Origin of the sequence: Staphylococcus sp. AtDRG32 (assembly GCF_004365845.1) — a bacterium.
Taxonomy (GTDB): Bacteria; Bacillota; Bacilli; order Staphylococcales; family Staphylococcaceae; genus Staphylococcus; species Staphylococcus hominis.
On sequence record NZ_SODE01000001.1, the window covers coordinates 336031 to 352031 of the forward strand.

At 29.1% G+C, this 16001-nt stretch carries 17 protein-coding genes; 5 read left to right on the forward strand and 12 right to left on the reverse strand.

Features of this window, described 5'->3' with window-relative positions:
- Positions 1-105 precede the first annotated feature (105 nt).
- Positions 106-255 carry a 50S ribosomal protein L33 gene (gene rpmG, locus BDW25_RS01635; RefSeq protein WP_001265708.1) on the reverse strand — a complete coding sequence of 50 codons (150 nt, stop codon included), beginning with the start codon at positions 253-255 and terminating at the stop codon, positions 106-108.
- Between the two features lie 248 nt (positions 256-503).
- On the opposite strand from rpmG, the gene BDW25_RS01640 reads away from it, so the two are divergent.
- Positions 504-1952, forward strand: a complete 1449-nt coding sequence (locus tag BDW25_RS01640; protein ID WP_002455381.1) for an amino acid permease — start codon at positions 504-506, stop codon at positions 1950-1952.
- Positions 1953-2088: 136 nt separating this feature from the next.
- Positions 2089-2403, forward strand: coding sequence for a hypothetical protein (locus BDW25_RS01645; protein ID WP_002449111.1), 315 nt, complete (start codon positions 2089-2091; stop codon positions 2401-2403).
- An 81-nt stretch (positions 2404-2484) separates the two neighbouring features.
- On the opposite strand, the gene BDW25_RS01650 is transcribed toward BDW25_RS01645, so the two are convergent.
- From BDW25_RS01650 to BDW25_RS01665, 4 genes are read right to left on the reverse strand one after another with little or no spacing between them, the layout of a single operon-like run.
- Positions 2485-3288, reverse strand: coding sequence for a Cof-type HAD-IIB family hydrolase (locus BDW25_RS01650; protein WP_002449102.1), 804 nt, complete (start codon positions 3286-3288; stop codon positions 2485-2487).
- Positions 3289-3338: 50 nt separating this feature from the next.
- Positions 3339-4256: a homoserine kinase gene (gene thrB, locus BDW25_RS01655; protein WP_049431923.1), complete on the reverse strand. Its 918-nt coding sequence runs from the start codon at positions 4254-4256 to the stop codon at positions 3339-3341.
- Position 4257: 1 nt separating this feature from the next.
- The gene (gene thrC, locus BDW25_RS01660) at positions 4258-5319 is read right to left on the reverse strand and encodes a threonine synthase (RefSeq protein ID WP_002449107.1); all 1062 of its coding nucleotides are present in this window, start codon (positions 5317-5319) and stop codon (positions 4258-4260) included.
- Positions 5320-5324: 5 nt separating this feature from the next.
- On the reverse strand, positions 5325-6602 hold the full coding sequence (locus BDW25_RS01665; RefSeq protein ID WP_049336365.1) for a homoserine dehydrogenase: 1278 nt from the start codon (positions 6600-6602) through the stop codon (positions 5325-5327).
- A 199-nt stretch (positions 6603-6801) separates the two neighbouring features.
- Between BDW25_RS01665 and BDW25_RS01670 the strand changes: the two genes are divergently transcribed.
- Positions 6802-8181 (forward strand): aspartate kinase, encoded by a 1380-nt coding sequence (locus tag BDW25_RS01670; protein ID WP_071859417.1) that lies wholly within the window; start codon positions 6802-6804, stop codon positions 8179-8181.
- A 49-nt stretch (positions 8182-8230) separates the two neighbouring features.
- On the opposite strand, the gene BDW25_RS01675 is transcribed toward BDW25_RS01670, so the two are convergent.
- Positions 8231-8812, reverse strand: a complete 582-nt coding sequence (locus BDW25_RS01675) for a hypothetical protein (protein WP_049418142.1) — start codon at positions 8810-8812, stop codon at positions 8231-8233.
- A 317-nt stretch (positions 8813-9129) separates the two neighbouring features.
- On the opposite strand from BDW25_RS01675, the gene BDW25_RS01680 reads away from it, so the two are divergent.
- Positions 9130-9987: a hypothetical protein gene (locus BDW25_RS01680; RefSeq protein ID WP_133944708.1), complete on the forward strand. Its 858-nt coding sequence runs from the start codon at positions 9130-9132 to the stop codon at positions 9985-9987.
- Positions 9988-10038: 51 nt separating this feature from the next.
- Here BDW25_RS01680 and nucI read toward each other — a convergent pair whose 3' ends face one another.
- On the reverse strand, positions 10039-10584 hold the full coding sequence (gene nucI / locus BDW25_RS01685) for a thermonuclease NucI (RefSeq protein ID WP_049418145.1): 546 nt from the start codon (positions 10582-10584) through the stop codon (positions 10039-10041).
- Between the two features lie 168 nt (positions 10585-10752).
- On the opposite strand from nucI, the gene BDW25_RS01690 reads away from it, so the two are divergent.
- The gene (locus BDW25_RS01690; RefSeq protein WP_002448766.1) at positions 10753-10944 is read left to right on the forward strand and encodes a hypothetical protein; all 192 of its coding nucleotides are present in this window, start codon (positions 10753-10755) and stop codon (positions 10942-10944) included.
- 105 nt (positions 10945-11049) lie between these two features.
- On the opposite strand, the gene BDW25_RS01695 is transcribed toward BDW25_RS01690, so the two are convergent.
- The 5 genes from BDW25_RS01695 to cls all read right to left on the reverse strand — a co-directional run bounded on the left by BDW25_RS01695 (position 11050) and on the right by cls (position 15974).
- Positions 11050-11652, reverse strand: a complete 603-nt coding sequence (locus BDW25_RS01695; protein WP_049418149.1) for a response regulator transcription factor — start codon at positions 11650-11652, stop codon at positions 11050-11052.
- Complete coding sequence (locus BDW25_RS01700) at positions 11649-12743, reverse strand: sensor histidine kinase (RefSeq protein WP_107632491.1); 1095 nt, start codon at positions 12741-12743, stop codon at positions 11649-11651. The genes BDW25_RS01695 and BDW25_RS01700 overlap by 4 nt, the downstream gene beginning before the upstream one ends.
- The gene (locus tag BDW25_RS01705) at positions 12744-13478 is read right to left on the reverse strand and encodes an ABC transporter permease (RefSeq protein WP_002488660.1); all 735 of its coding nucleotides are present in this window, start codon (positions 13476-13478) and stop codon (positions 12744-12746) included. It lies immediately after the preceding gene.
- Entirely contained in the window at positions 13471-14349 is an 879-nt protein-coding gene (locus BDW25_RS01710; protein WP_049431910.1) for an ABC transporter ATP-binding protein, read from the reverse strand. The genes BDW25_RS01705 and BDW25_RS01710 overlap by 8 nt, the downstream gene beginning before the upstream one ends.
- A 143-nt stretch (positions 14350-14492) precedes the next feature.
- Positions 14493-15974, reverse strand: a complete 1482-nt coding sequence (gene cls / locus BDW25_RS01715; RefSeq protein WP_049437554.1) for a cardiolipin synthase — start codon at positions 15972-15974, stop codon at positions 14493-14495.
- Positions 15975-16001 lie beyond the last annotated feature (27 nt).

Consider the following 16001-nt stretch of genomic DNA (forward strand, 5'->3'; position numbering starts at 1 on the left):
CAAAGACATTTATTTTAAAATTAAAAGACTCATACATGTTATTCATCTTAAACATGTATGAGTCTATAATAGTTTATCTTTTTGTCGTATTTAAAAGATAAGGAATTATTTAGTTTCACGGTGTAGCGTGTATTTATTTAATCTTGGGCAATATTTTTTCATTTCAATACGCTCAGGGTTATTACGTTTATTTTTTGTTGTAATATAATTACGATCGCCACATTCAGTGCAAGCTAAAGTTACATTAACGCGCATCAATAACATCCTTTCTTGTTATATATAATTAGGAATTCTTACGATTTAAAACTCTATCATATCCTTCATTTTCACGCAATAAGTTTCTTTTAATTTAGTCAGTTTCCTTCTACATAACAAAAACTAATCGTTTAAAAAATCAGAAAATTTAAAATTTTTAAAACAAATTGTTCAAAAGTTATTGAATACTTGAACCAAAACGATTAAAATGATTTGTATATTTTAAATTTTAATTTAGGAGATATTATATGGAAGATAACAATATGAAACGCGGTCTTAAGTCAAGACACATATCTATGATTGCTATCGGAGGTGCAATAGGCACTGGACTTTTTGTTGCTACAGGTAGTGTCGTTTCTCAAGCAGGACCTGGAGGAGCTATCTTAGCTTATTTATTGATAGGAATCATGCTTTACTTTTTAATGTCATCTATTGGAGAACTTGCTACATTTTATCCTGTATCTGGTTCGTTTAGTTCATATGCTACCCGTTTCATTGATCCGTCTATCGGTTTTACAATGGGCTGGTTGTATTACATTCTATGGTCATTAGTATCAAGCGTTGATGTAATGGTAGCTTCTAATGTTTTATTTTATTGGGATGTATTTAAAATTTTCAGTCCTCTAGTATGGAGTTTAATTTTTATAACGATTATATTCCTATTAAATATCTTTACTGTTAAAGCATTTGGCGAAACAGAATTTTGGTTATCACTAATTAAAGTAGTCACAATTATTGTATTTATTGTTGTCGGTATATTAATGATTTTTGGTATTCTTGGTGGACATACATATGGATTCGAGAATTATACCAAAGGTGAAGCACCTTTTGTAGGTGGTTTATCTGGTTTCTTAGCAGTATTACTTGTAGCAGGATTTTCTGTGGGTGGTACGGAAGTTGTAGCGGTCACTGCAGGTGAATCTGATAATCCTGAAAAAACTATGCCAAGGGCTGTTAAGCAAGTATTTTGGAGAATTTTATTATTTTATGTTTTATCTATTGTCGTCATTGCAGCTATTATTCCTTATACTGATCCTTTATTATTAAATAAAAATCAATCAGTATCTCAAAGTCCGTTTACTATAGTTTTCGATCGAATCGGTATAGCATTTGCAGCATCAATTATTAATGCTGTTATTCTTACATCGTTACTATCTGCAGCGAATTCTGGAATGTATACAACAAGTAGAATGCTTTTCTCTTTGAGTGATGAAAAGCAAGCACCAAAGTTTTTAAGTAAATTAAATAATAAAACAAAATTACCGATGCGTTCATTAGTCACCACTTACATTTTAGTAGTAGCAATTATTATTCTAGCTAATTTCTATGCTAATGCAGTATTTAGCTTGTTAAATATTATTGGCTCTTTAGTTATTATTGTATGGGCAATAAGTGCATGGGCTCAAATACGTTTACGTAGAGGTATTAAACGTCAAGGCAAAGATATTAATACATTATTGCCTTATAAATCACCACTTTTCCCTCTAGGTCCTATCATTGTATTTGCTACATTAATTTTCTTATACTTTGGTAATTCTATCGGTGATTTATTTAGTGGTAATATAGGTGATTTTTTTGTTAATATCATGCCTTTAATTGTCTTAGCGATTATCTTTATCGTACATAAATTGATTCGTAAAACTAAATTTGTAAAATTAGATCATATGGATCTTACAGCTCATCATTATCATGATTAATATCATCGTTTATTTAGGAGTAGAATTAAATACAATTCTACTCCTGTTTTTATTACTAAACACAATATGTATATTTTCTAATAGTCGTTTATTTTGTATAATGAGTATAACGATAACGACTTAGAGGTGACTGAGTATGGTAGGTCAAACAAATTTATTTGATGACGTAATAAAGAGCGATGAACGTTTTGTTATTGTCGTACAATCTTTAGAAGAAAGAAATGGACAATTACTGAAACGCACATTGCGTGAGTATCCTAGTCTAACTCATGATCAAATGGAAAACTTATTTACACATTTAAAAGATGTATTTCAAGATGAGCCATTTCGCGATAACCAATCTGCATATACAGTAACAGTATATACAAATTTAGATTATGCAGCTGATCAAGTATATGCTCATGTAAAAAGAAATAAAGGTAAACGTGATTGGACACACACTGCTAAATAACTAGTTATGATAATAAAAAAAGGAAGCGAAACTTGATTCAATACGAATTCATTCCGCTTCCTTTTAATTTATATAAATGTTTTATAGCAATTCTTTAAGTGCTGCTGGTATACCATTAGAATCATTATCTAATGTAACTTTATCTGCAATCTTTTTTAATTCTTCACTCGCATTTCCCATTGCTACAGCATATCCTACAACTTCAAACATTGATTGGTCATTGAGGCTATCTCCAAAACAAATCACTTCTGATAATGAAATATTTAACTTTTCACATAAAGCTTTAATTGCATTACCTTTAGAAACATCTTTAGCCATGAATTCCAGGAAGAAAGGTTTGCTCGTCGTCACATCAATATCAGAATTAAATGTTCCATTTAATTCGTTACGTGCTTTTGAAATATTTTCTTCATAATCAACGCCCATTGCTTTAGGTACATCAGACTGAATATATGCTTTAATATCATCCACTTGTTTCATAGGTAGACCAGTTAATTCTGATTCAATTTTACGATATTCATGTTCTGTATCAAAGATAATTTGTCCGTCTTGATACGTTAATGTTAAAAAGCCTTTTTCGCGACAATAATCTGTAATTTTATCAAAATGATCTTTAGTTACACTTTTACTTACTTCAATTTCTTCTGTTTTAGCATTAATTGTTTTACCACCATTATAACTAATGATATAGCTTTGGTAATGATCTAACTTTAATTCTTTAGCTACTGGAATCATTCCCTCAGTTGGTCTTCCAGAGGCTAAAACAATCTTATATCCTTCTTCTTGTAGTTGAATTAAATAATCTTTGGTTTCAGGACTAACTACATTATCACTTGTTATTAAAGTGTCATCCATATCCATAACAATCATTTTATAGTTACTCATTTCTTAGTTGCTCTCCTTTCATTTTTGCTCTTATCTATTTTACAATAATTTTATGAAGGATACACAACTTCTTCAATAACACCTACATTATTAATTGTTGCAAGTTCAGAATCGCAAGTTGTTATTTCTGATTTTAATGTTCTCACAAGTGCTCCACTTTTTTCTTTACGACTCAATGTCAATATCGTTGGACCTGCTCCACTAATCACTGTAGCATAAGCATCATATTTTTGAGATAGTACTTTTACTTTTTCAAATTCAAGAATCAAGTGTTGACGATAAGGTTCATGAAAACCATCTTGTGTCATCATTTTTCCAGCAAGGTCATAATTATGTTGAATTAATGCACAAATCATTGTATTGCTAATCGCACTATTTTGAACTGCTTTCTCATGTGAATACTTATCTGGAAGTACCCTACGTGAGTCTTCTGTTTTGAGTTCATATGTTGGGATAGTAAGAATCACATCTACATCAGGTATATCAATATGTGCCACATTTGTTTCTTTGGTTTCAGGATTATAATATCCTGCGAGTAATCCACCATAAATTGTAGGTGCTACATTATCAGGATGTCCTTCTATGTCAGTAGCTAGTTGTAGTAATTCATACTTAGATAATTGGATATTACCGAAGTAGTTAGCGATATATAATGCTCCAACTAAAGCGGATGCGGATGATCCTAACCCTCTTGCTAATGGAATTTCACTTCTCATCGACACTTTTAAATTAGGTAAAGTCACATTATATTTTTCAGCTACTTGTTGTGCAACTGTATAGATATAATTACTTTTATCTTTCGGTAATGATTCTAACTCTTCGTTTAAATATCTAAATTCCCAGTTACTTCCTTCCGCTTCCTCAACATATAGGTATAAATATTTATTAATTGCCATACCAATAGAATCAAATCCTACTCCTAAGTTAGCAGTTGATGCAGGTATTTTCAGGTGAAGTGATGGCTTCATATTAAAGTGTTCCTTTAATATAATTGATAATACTTTCTTTATTGTTTGGAAGCGGTTGAATTGGATTATCTAAAACTGAGATAGCAGTGTCTGGATCTTTTAGTCCATTACCAGTTAATATTGCTACTACTTTTTTACCTTTCGACAATTTTCCTGCACGTTGTAATTTGATTAAACCAGCAATTGAAGCATTACTTGCTGGTTCACTAAATACACCTTCTTTAGATGTCATTAATTGATACGCTTCTAAAATTTCATCATCAGTCACACTATCAATGAGGCCATTTGATTCTTCTAACGCAACAGTCGCTTTTTTCCAACTTGCTGGATTACCGATACGGATTGCTGTAGCGATTGTTTCAGGATTTTTAATGACTTTATTTTGAACAATTGGTGAGGCTCCTTCTGCTTGGAAACCAAATAATTGAGGAAGTTGACTTCCTTTTTTCTCATGATACTCTTTAAAGCCTTTCCAATAAGCAGTAATATTTCCTGCGTTGCCTACTGGGATTGCTAGAACGTCTGGAGCTTCTTCTAATTGCTCCACAATTTCAAATGCACCTGTTTTTTGTCCTTCTATTCTAAATGGATTAACAGAATTTACTAATTCAATATCATCATCATTTTGTGCAATCTCTTTAACGATTTCTAATGCTTCATCGAAGTTACCTTCAATTGAGACAATTTCTGCACCATACATGACCGCTTGCGAAAGTTTACCTAAAGCAATCTTTCCTTCGGGAATCACTACAATTGCTTTTAAACCTGCACGTGCAGCATAAGCTGCTGCTGAGGCAGAAGTGTTTCCTGTTGAAGCACAAATCACTACTTTTTTACCTTGTTCTTTCGCTTTTGTTACAGCCATTACCATTCCTCTATCTTTAAAAGAACCGGTTGGATTAGCACCCTCATATTTAACATATAAATCAATATCTAGCATTTCTGATATATTAGCACAGTGAATCAGTGGTGTATGTCCTTCATTTAAAGTAAGTTTAGGTGTATCTTCATTAACCGGTAAATAATCTTTAAATTCTTCTACTAAACCTTGCCATCTTTTCATAATTATTAAACTCCTTCAACTGGATAAATTTTTTCAATGTTGTAATTTGCTTTACTAAGTAGTGATTCAGGTGATTGGTCTAATCCGATAATCACAACGCCATAAGAACTAGAATCACGTTGTTCTATTTGAAGTGATTTATGGAATGGTAAATCTGATTTAAGTTGATCTTTAAGTTTATCAATTGATTCATTACTATGAATGACAACATAGTAATTTAATTTTTCTCCAATAGCAATTGCGTCACCATTATCCATTAATTCTCGAGTTTTATTTGTTTTTAATTCGAAATGAGGTGGAAGTGTATGTAAATTTGACTCAAAGAAGAGTGCTACATTTAATAAATCACTCACTACTGCACTACCAGTAGCTAAGCTACCTGCCCCTTTACCATAAAACATAGTATCCCCTACAGCATCTCCAATAACATAAATTGCATTGTATTCATTTTCTACTGCTGCAAGCTGATGTGATTTATGTATTAAGGTTGGTTCAACGGATGCATTAACTTCGCTATGATGATATGTACTTTTACCAATTAATTTAATCTTATAACCTAATTTGTCTGCTACATTAATATCAGATAACGTTGTTTTACTGATACCTTTTACTTTCACATCATTTAACTTAATTACTTGGTTAAATGATAAATAAGAAGTAATCACTACTTTTCTAGCTGCATCAATACCTTCCACATCATCAGTAGGATCTGCTTCAGCAAATCCTAATCTTTGTGCTTCAGCAAGTGCATCTTCAAATGAAGTTTGTTCTCTTGTCATTTTTGAAAGAATAAAATTTGACGTACCATTTAAAATCCCCATAAATTTAGAGATATTATTAGCATTTAACCCATTATTAATCGCGTTAACAATGGGAATACCACCTGCAACACTTGCTTCAAATTTTAAGGCTACTCCTTGTTGTTCTGCTAGGTTCTCTAGTAATTCTAAATGCACAGCAAGTAGATCTTTATTTGCTGTAATGACATGTTTTTTTCTTTTTAAAGATTCTCTTAACCAATCAACAGTTGGTTCAATTCCTCCCATTACTTCTATAACGATATCTATATCTTCATCGTTTAAAATTTCATTAATGTCTTCTGTTAAATGATATTGACTAATATTAATAGGTCTTTTTTTAGTGGTATCTCTTACTAAAATATGTTTAATAACAATATCTTTATTTAGAGTATCTTTAATTTGTTGTCGATTTTCTTCAATAATTTTTACTACACCTGAGCCTACTGTTCCTAACCCCAGTAATGCGACGTTTAATTCCTTCATAATTTTTATCTTCCTCCCATTTGTATTATTGAGAAGTACAATTGTTTTATTGAAAAACACTTAAATTTATTATACTATTAAATCAAATTAGTTGAATAGGACTTTTAAAAGAAAAAGTGAATATGTAGATATATATTATCATGTAGTATCAGGAAATTAAATAGAATTTTCTGATTTTTTAGAAAGGTTGGTAAATTTTATGAAAGTTGCTAAGTTTGGTGGAAGTTCTGTTTCAAATGCAACACAAATTAAAAAAGTCCTAAATATCGTCAATGATGACCCAGACAGAAAAATTATTATTGTATCTGCACCTGGTAAAAGACATAAGAATGATGTTAAAACAACTGACTTACTTATTCGTCTATATGAAAAAGTAATCAATCAATTGGATTATCAAGATAAAAAAAGAGAGATTATTCAACGTTATGCAGATATTTTAGAAGAATTAAATATGGAGTCTACACTCTTAGAAACAATAGATGAAACACTTGAAACAATCATTAAACAATTAAACGATAAGCATGATCGTTTATACGATGCATTGTTATCATGTGGTGAGAATTTTAATGCTCAACTTATCGCTAAATACAACGATTCTCAAGGCATTAAAACAACATATCTCTCACCAAAAGATGCTGGTATCTTAGTAACTGACTTACCACAACAAGCACAAATTTTAGAAGACGCTTATGATAAAATTTATAAATTAAGAGAAATTGAAGGAAAAATTATTATCCCAGGTTTCTTTGGTGTTTCTAAACATAACTATGTTGTTACATTTCCGAGAGGCGGTTCAGATATCACAGGTGCAATCATAGCACGTGGTATTAAAGCATCATTATATGAGAATTTTACAGATGTATCTGGTATTTTTAAGGCAAATCCAAATGTAATTGAACATCCTGAACTTATTGAAGAAATTACATATAGAGAAATGCGTGAGTTATCATATGCCGGCTTTAGTGTTTTTCACGATGAAGCATTACAGCCTTTATATAAACATAGAATACCCGTAGTCATTAAAAACACAAATCATCCAGAGGACAAAGGAACCTTTATTCGCCATGATCGTGAAGTCACAGATAAAAATCAAATTATTGGCATTAGTTGCGATAAAGATTTCACAGTTATAAATATTAAAAAATACTTAATGAATAGACAAATTGGTTTTACAAGAAGAATTTTAGAAATATTAGAAGACTATCATATCTCTTTCGATCATATGCCATCAGGTATTGATAATATTAGTATTATTATGCGTTCTAATCAAATTAAAGACAAAGAGAATGAAGTATTGAGTGCGATTAGAAAAAAATGTGATATTGATGAATTAAGCATTGACCATGACCTTGCCATATTAATGATTGTCGGTGAAGGAATGACTCAATCTGTCGGGACTGCTAACACAATCACACATGCTCTAGCAGAATCCAATATCAACCTAAAAATGATTAATCAGGGTGCTTCTGAAATTTCTATGATGTTTGGTATTTCAAGAGAAAATGCAGATAAAGCTGTGTTATCAACTTATGAGTATTGCTATCATGGTGTATGCTTAAAAAATTTATGTCCTAAATAACAATTACATAAAAAAATCTGAGACATCTATTTGTCTCAGATTTTTTATATTAAACTTTTAGTGTAAGTGCTTTTTCAATTTTATGCTCTCCCACTACCATTTTTAAAATCACAAATTGATAATAGCTTAGAGCATCTAAAACTGACTTATAATTGGCTTCTAAATTATTTTGTTGATAATCTAATAAATCATACATTAATACGATTTCAGGTTTAATATAATCGACATCCCAAGTTAATGAATGAAAATAAATACTATTTTTAGGTAGTCGGATATTAGTGTTTAGTCTAAATATCCATTCCTCATTTATAACATCATAAATAAAAATACTTAAAATAACTTTATCATTATTAACAACGTTTATTTGAGAAATAGATGGAATATCTAAATTATCTTTATCCATGTTATGATTGGACATATCATAATATTTAAATGTATAACTTGAAGGAATAACTTTTAAAACCTCTACTATTCGTTTTCTTTCTACACAAATATCGACTTTCGAAGGTAATTCAAAAAGTTCATTTAAAAATAGTTGAATAGCAACTTCACCGTGAAATTTGAACGCTGTACGGCATTGATTTTTTAATATTCCAACTAGTTCTTCTACATGATTTTGGTGATGAGACATACAACTGTCCTCCTTAAAGGAAACGCTTTCATAAGTTAATTATACAGACACAATTTTATATTTTCAATTTCAATTTGTGAAAAATTTGTAATTCTTTTAACTCTTCTTTAGGTTATAAGATATAATTTTACACAATTTTATATTTATAATAATGAATAAATTATATCCTGTTATTATGTTCTTTTTCAACTTAAATTATCATTTTTTGTTTATTGAACATTAAATATATTTTGTTTATAATTAATTATTGATTTCTATAGAAAATTAATTTAATCATTAATCTTCTAATTTACAAATATTAAACAGGAGGTGAACATATGACACATACGATTATTCTGATTATTATTATTGTTATTCTTATACTTGCATTTATACTTAATCAAAGATACATGCAAGATAGAATAGATACTGAAGTTTACGCTAAAAATCAAATGGTCTCTAAAAATTCTTTACTCAGTAAAGAAAATTTAGAACTTAAAAATAAAATATTAAGTTCTAATAACGAGATTAGTCCTCATTCAAAACGTAATGCTAAACGTGAATTACAAGATATCTTAGACCGTTTTAAAGCTTCAGGAAAATTAAAATATTATAATATCATTACGACTAGTAATTTAGCTACTAAACATCCACTGTTTGAGTATGCAAGAACCTTTGACTATATAGTTGTATCTGACGTAGGTCTTATTAATATTGACGTTAAAAGTTGGAAACAAAAAACATTTTATCATTTTGATTTACCTACTTCTGATCACTTAGAGGGTAATAATCAAAGTGTAGAACAAATTGTAGGTCATTATATTAGTAAGCAATATCATAGTCAATTTGATTCAAATCGTAATGAAATATATACTTTTGTTGAAAAAATTCAAAACAATCGAGTCATCTATGAATTTTATCAACATGATCCTTATGAACAAGCTGCTATTAATGCAAAAATCTTAAAAGATGGCATTGAAAAATATTTTAATCATAAAGTTCAAAGTATTGGGGTCATTTATTTTAGTGATGGTAGTGTTAATATAATTGAAGGTGCTGACGAAAGAGAGAAATATATTGATACAGTATCCACGAAATCTTCTTTAGAATCTGTGATTAATAATGCTATTGAATTATCTAAACACCCTCTATCTGAAACTCAAGTTAATACTATTGTTGAAAACTTTCATAACTAAACAATGAGTATGGGAGAACATTCTTGACGAATGTTCTCCCATACTCATTTTTTAACTCCAAAGATTCACTTTATCTTTTTTAGCTTGCTGTTCATCTTTTTCAAATGTACTTCTATATTTACCGTTAGGTGAAAAGTATTTTTCACGAGCTAATCCTTTTTTAACTAATTCTTCGTTATACATTGTTTTTTCATCTAACCATACATAGGCTAATGTACGACCATAACGGTCTTCTTTTTCCTTATCATATTCTAAATACACATCTTTATTATTTAAATGTTGTTTGCTGTAATTAGAAGCTTCTTTTCCATAAGGTTGAACTGGTGTGTTAGGTTTAACCGTTTCTGGTGTATCAACACCAATTAAACGTACCTTAATTTGCTCACCATTTGATTTCTTAGCCACAAATGTGTCTCCATCTACAACCCGATTAACGTGGACTTTTTCTTTTCCTTTAAATTCTGTCTGTGTTGAATTAGATGAAGAATGTTGACTATCGTCTTTAAATGGCCCTGTATGATTTAAAAATTGAAATGCTAATACGCCAATAACAATGACAGCAAAAACAATTATTGTTAAATTTTTCTTTGAATTCATAGGTGCCTCCTATATTATATTTTTAATACTCAAATATAATATATAATATGTATTTAATAATCAATCAATACTTTCGACCTAAAAAGTCTACCTATATTGAATTTATTTTCAAAAAATGATTAATTGATATTCAACATGATATAATTATACATGTTAGGAGTGAAATACATGAGCGAACGTAATGAAAATTTAGTCACGATGATTGCTGTCGTAATTGCTATTATCGTTGGCGTTATTTTACAAATCGTTTATAAACTGCCTATTATTGTTTCGGTTGTTATAGCAGTATTGTTAGGCATTTTAGTTGGATTTATTGTTTATATTATTCAAAGTATTATACGTAAACGAAAAGATAAATAAGGGAGTATCATACAACGTCACTCTCAATAAAAGACTGAATTGAAAACATTAAATATCATTCAATTCAGTCTTTTTTATATATTATTTAAAATTTTTTACTTACTTTTATATCCATCCTTTTTCTTTCGCCTGCTTCCAAGCATTAAACCGATTATCTGCATTTAATTTATCAATTATATTAGACGTATAATTTCTTACTGTTCCATCTGAGAGATAAAGTTTTTCTGCAATTTCTTTACTACTTAGATTATTTCCAATTTCACGTAATACAACTTGTTCTTTATGTGTTAAGGGATTAGATTCTTTAAATAAAGTAGTCATTAATGAAGTACTATACTCTTTTTCACCTTTCATGACGTTTTGGATAGTTTGTATTAAATCTTCTACTGAACGTTCCTTCAATACGTATGCATCTACATCATTAGCCACAGCTTTTTCAAAATAACCTGGTCTTTTAAATGTTGTTACAATAATGACTTTAGTATCTAATTTAAATTCTTTTATTTTAACTAATACTTCTAATCCTGTCAGTCCAGGCATTTCAATATCTAATATAGCAATATCTGGATGATACTTTTCAATAAACTCAAATGCGTCAACCCCATTACCACAGTCCTCAATCACGTTCATTTGGTCATTGAATTCAATCAGTTGAACCATCGCTTTTCGCAACATATATTGATCTTCTGCTATTATAATGCTAATCATTTAATATCCTCTCTTGGTATTATAATACGTATATGCATACCACTTTTATCTTTAATTTCTAGCTTTCCATTAAGAAATTGAACTCTATTTTCTATACTTTCTAACTTAATGTCTTCTGTATCGTTTAAACCTTTTCCATTATCTTGAATAATTAAGTAGAGTTCATTTTTTTCTTGTCTAACCTCACAACAGATTTTACTAGCATTTGCATGTTTAATGACATTATTGATTGCTTCTCTCAAAATCATTGATAGTATAGATTGCTTTGTTGGATTTAAAACATTTACCTTTCTTATATTTTTTAATTCAAATTGAATGTTTGCATCTTTTAAGACAGTTTTTATGGATTGAACTTCCTCTTCAAAACTTTGAGATTTTAAATTTTCAATAATATTTCTTACCTTAATTAAGGTAGCTTTAGATATCTGATTAATCGCTAATATTTCATTTTTAGCCTTTTCTTGATCTTTATCAATCAACTTATATGCCAATTCTGATTTTAAACTAAGACTTACAAATACATGACCTAGTGTATCATGTAAATCTTGCCCTATACGTTGACGTTCTTGTTCTGCAATTAATGTATTAATATACTTATTTTTCTCTTCTATTTCTTTTTTTAATGCTTCATCTTTTTTAGTTTTAAAATTTCCTAAAGTAATAATTAAAATAACTAAATAAAAGATAACTAATACAGTTATATATTGTATTTGATAAATACTTGTAATTATAAGACATAAAAATATTGCAATTATAAATGTGATAAATTCTCTTGACTTAATTGTTACTTCAAACATAAAAGGTAATGCAAATGCGCTAAAGAAAAAGAATAAGCTATTCATTGGATTAATAGTATAAACAAAATATATAATTCCTGCATAATGAACCACTAATAGGCTATATATTACGTTATTGTTAAATCGATAATAATATATTACTAACATAAGATATGACACAATAAATATAGCTAAAACAATTAAATATACAGTTTGAGAACCTCGTTTTTCATTGAAGATACTTATAATTGGAAATAACAAATATATAAGCGTAGATAGCTCTCCTAATCTAACGCTCCATTTTCTTTTTTTCATCTAACTCACTTCTTTTCTTTGATTGATCCACACTGTAATAATTAAAAATAGTATACTATATACAATTAAAATAAATAATGAAGTAATATTTAAACCTTGATTTTTAGCTAACTCTAATGCAAAATTTTTCAAATGATATGTTGGAGTAATTTTTGAAATTCTTTGTAACCAACTTGGAAATGTTTGAATTGGAAACCACAATCCTCCTAATATCGCTAATACCATATTAACTATATTGGCTATACTACTTGCTTTTTGTGTTTCATTAAATTGAGCAACGATTAGTCCTAATGTTAAAAATAAACTTGCACCTACCCATAATGAAACACCTGAAAGCAACCATTGTTGTATACTCATGTTTACGTGTTTATATAGATGAGCAACAGTAAAAATTAAAATAATAGCCAATAAAAATAGCATTATTGTTTTTATTATTTTAGTAGTAAAATAGGTTTTACTAGATAGAGGCGTTACCATTAATCGTTTAAACCAACCTGTGTTTCTTTCTTCAATAATCTCTATAGGAAATTGCATTAAACAAAAACTCATCAAGCTAAACACTGTCATACTATACATATATTCTTTATAGAACTGCTGTTTCGCCTCTTCAGGTAAGTCTAGTAAAGAAGTAAATAATAAATAAAAGCCTACCGGTAATATGATTGATAAGAATGTAGTTAGTTTCTTTCGAAAAATAATTTTAAATTCTGTTTTTAATAAAGCGATATTATTCATTTTTAGTCTCTCCCTCTTTTACATCAGCAAATAAAATTGTTTCTAACAATGTTTGCTTTTCAATAGTAATGTCATTTAAATTTATATTTAATTTTTCCAAATAATATATTACTTTCTTAACATCAGATGTTTTAATTTTTAAAGTAGTATCTTCAATTTTTACATCAAAATAATTTGTTAAATTCTGTAAATCATTGTCTACTGTATTTGGCACTTTAATTATTGAATATTGTTGGTTGGTTAATATATTTCTAGGTGAATCATTTAACTTAATAATACCTTGATCAAGAAATATAACTTTATCTGCCATTCGTTCTACTTCTTCAATATAATGAGAAGTATAAAAAATAGATACATTTTCTTTTTTTAATTTCCCTATCATTGTCCAGAAATGTTCTCGCATTTCAACATCCATAGCTGCAGTAGGTTCATCTAAAATGAGAAGCTTTGGTTTTCCTATTAAACACAATCCAAAATCTAATATACGTTGTTGTCCACCAGATAAGTGATTTGCATACAGATTCAACTGGCTATCATTCAATTTTGTAATTTTTTTAAACTCATCTATTGAAATTGCATCCTTGTATAGTTGACAAAATAATTTATATAATTCTTTTACTTTTATTAACCTAGGAAAAGATGTTTTTTGAAATAATACACCAATATGATTTAAATTTAATACATGATCTATATCTATAATTTCTCCCGTATCTGCTTTCAAATGATTAATTAAAATATTAATTAAAGTTGATTTTCCGGCTCCATTTTTTCCTATTAATGCAGTACTCATACCCTTTTCTATATTTAGTGATATGTTTTTCAATACTGTCTTTCCATTATATCTTTTAGATAAATGTCGAATTTGAATCATAACTCATCACTTCCTTTTGTTAATATCAATAATTTATCAACAAACAAGTTATAATTTCAGATAAAAATGTCATTATTTTTAAGTGACATTTGTCACATTAATAAAACCGACAAAGCACAATGCTTTGTCGGTTTTATTAACTCTTACAAGATTGGGGATAATAATTTGGCAATATCTTCTTTTAATTTAATTGATAATGGCCGTTTTTTATATTTCTCAATTGTAAGTTGTTTAGACTTTTTAATATCTTCTTTATATGCCTCTTTTAACTTCTTAGCTAATTGTTCATCATATACGAATGCATTAACTTCAAAGTTCAATACAAAGCTTCTGTAGTCCATATTAGATGAACCTACACTACTGACTTCATCATCAATCATTAACATTTTAGAATGTATAAATCCATTTTGATACGTATACACTTTTACTCCATATTCAAGTAATTCAGCAACATTTGAAAATGTAGACCAGTAGACAAAGGGATGATCAGGTTTACATGGAATCATTATGTTAACATCAACGCCAGTATTGGCTGCCATTTTCAATGCATTAATGTAAGCTCGATCTGGTATAAAGTAAGGTGTTTGAATATAAATAGATTTTTTCGCACTCATAATCATTTTGGTATATCCAAACTCAATTTGATGTAATTCATATGCAGGTCCACTTGAACCAATTTGAATGGCTGAATGACCATTGTGTACTTTCTTTTTAGGAAAATACTTATTATCATATTCAAATTGTGGACGATGTGCTTGAGAGTTCCAATCAAGAATAAATCTAATTTGAAGTGCATTTACAACATCACCTTGTACTCTTAAATGCGTATCTCTCCAGTATCCTAGTTTACCTAAACCTAAATAATCGTCACCTACGTTAAATCCACCAATATACCCGATTTGACCATCAATAACAATAATCTTCCGATGGTTACGATTATTCATTCTAAAGTTAATAATTGGTAGTTTAGATGCAAAAAATGCTTCTACCTCTCCACCTAATGATTCAAAACGTTTAAATTTGTGACGTTTTAATTTTTTTGAACCCACATCATCGTAGAGTAATTTAACTTCTAAACCTTCTTTTAACTTTGTTTCTAGGGCATCGATAATTCGTTTGCCTAGACCATCGATTTCAAATCCAAAGTACTCTAAATGTATGTAACCTTTCGCATTATAAATATCTTCGATTACTTTGTCATATAATTCATGACCATCAATAAATAAATCAATTTTATTGTCTTCAGTAATAAAAGCATCTTGTTTCTTTAATAGCATTCTTGCCATATCTTGATGATTTTGTAGCTGCTTATTTTCTGTATGATAGTTGTGATGATCAATTTTATGAGCTTGTTCATCAATTAAATCTTTATAAACATCTAACTCTTTACCATTATTTTTCTCCATTTTTCTTTTTGAAACTGTTCTACCGAAAAATAGATAAAGAATAAATCCAAGCACTGGTAATACAAATAATACAAATATCCAAGCCCATGTCGAAGATGCACTACGTCTGTTACGCTCTAGAAAAATCAAAATAAAAGCCAACACTAAATTGACTAAAAATCCAAGCACTAAAATGATATTCAATATTGTACCAATTTTAGGGCCAAAAAGACTTATCATAATTCTAAACTCCTACTTCTCAAATTC

Bases quoted from the DNA above. Each gene is read 5' to 3' on its own strand.
- BDW25_RS01640 (WP_002455381.1), top strand. From the start codon at position 504: ATGGAAGATAACAATATGAAACGCGGTCTTAAGTCAAGACACATATCT.
- BDW25_RS01670 (WP_071859417.1), top strand. From the start codon at position 6,802: ATGAAAGTTGCTAAGTTTGGTGGAAGTTCTGTTTCAAATGCAACACAA.
- BDW25_RS01700 (WP_107632491.1), bottom strand. From the start codon at position 12,743: ATGAAAAAAAGAAAATGGAGCGTTAGATTAGGAGAGCTATCTACGCTT.
- BDW25_RS01680 (WP_133944708.1), top strand. From the start codon at position 9,130: ATGACACATACGATTATTCTGATTATTATTATTGTTATTCTTATACTT.
- rpmG (WP_001265708.1), bottom strand. From the start codon at position 255: ATGCGCGTTAATGTAACTTTAGCTTGCACTGAATGTGGCGATCGTAAT.
- BDW25_RS01665 (WP_049336365.1), bottom strand. From the start codon at position 6,602: ATGAAGGAATTAAACGTCGCATTACTGGGGTTAGGAACAGTAGGCTCA.
- BDW25_RS01705 (WP_002488660.1), bottom strand. From the start codon at position 13,478: ATGAATAATATCGCTTTATTAAAAACAGAATTTAAAATTATTTTTCGA.
- BDW25_RS01645 (WP_002449111.1), top strand. From the start codon at position 2,089: ATGGTAGGTCAAACAAATTTATTTGATGACGTAATAAAGAGCGATGAA.
- cls (WP_049437554.1), bottom strand. From the start codon at position 15,974: ATGATAAGTCTTTTTGGCCCTAAAATTGGTACAATATTGAATATCATT.
- BDW25_RS01710 (WP_049431910.1), bottom strand. From the start codon at position 14,349: ATGATTCAAATTCGACATTTATCTAAAAGATATAATGGAAAGACAGTA.
- thrC (WP_002449107.1), bottom strand. From the start codon at position 5,319: ATGAAAAGATGGCAAGGTTTAGTAGAAGAATTTAAAGATTATTTACCG.
- thrB (WP_049431923.1), bottom strand. From the start codon at position 4,256: ATGAAGCCATCACTTCACCTGAAAATACCTGCATCAACTGCTAACTTA.
- BDW25_RS01695 (WP_049418149.1), bottom strand. From the start codon at position 11,652: ATGATTAGCATTATAATAGCAGAAGATCAATATATGTTGCGAAAAGCG.
- BDW25_RS01650 (WP_002449102.1), bottom strand. From the start codon at position 3,288: ATGAGTAACTATAAAATGATTGTTATGGATATGGATGACACTTTAATA.
- BDW25_RS01675 (WP_049418142.1), bottom strand. From the start codon at position 8,812: ATGTCTCATCACCAAAATCATGTAGAAGAACTAGTTGGAATATTAAAA.
- nucI (WP_049418145.1), bottom strand. From the start codon at position 10,584: ATGAATTCAAAGAAAAATTTAACAATAATTGTTTTTGCTGTCATTGTT.
- BDW25_RS01690 (WP_002448766.1), top strand. From the start codon at position 10,753: ATGAGCGAACGTAATGAAAATTTAGTCACGATGATTGCTGTCGTAATT.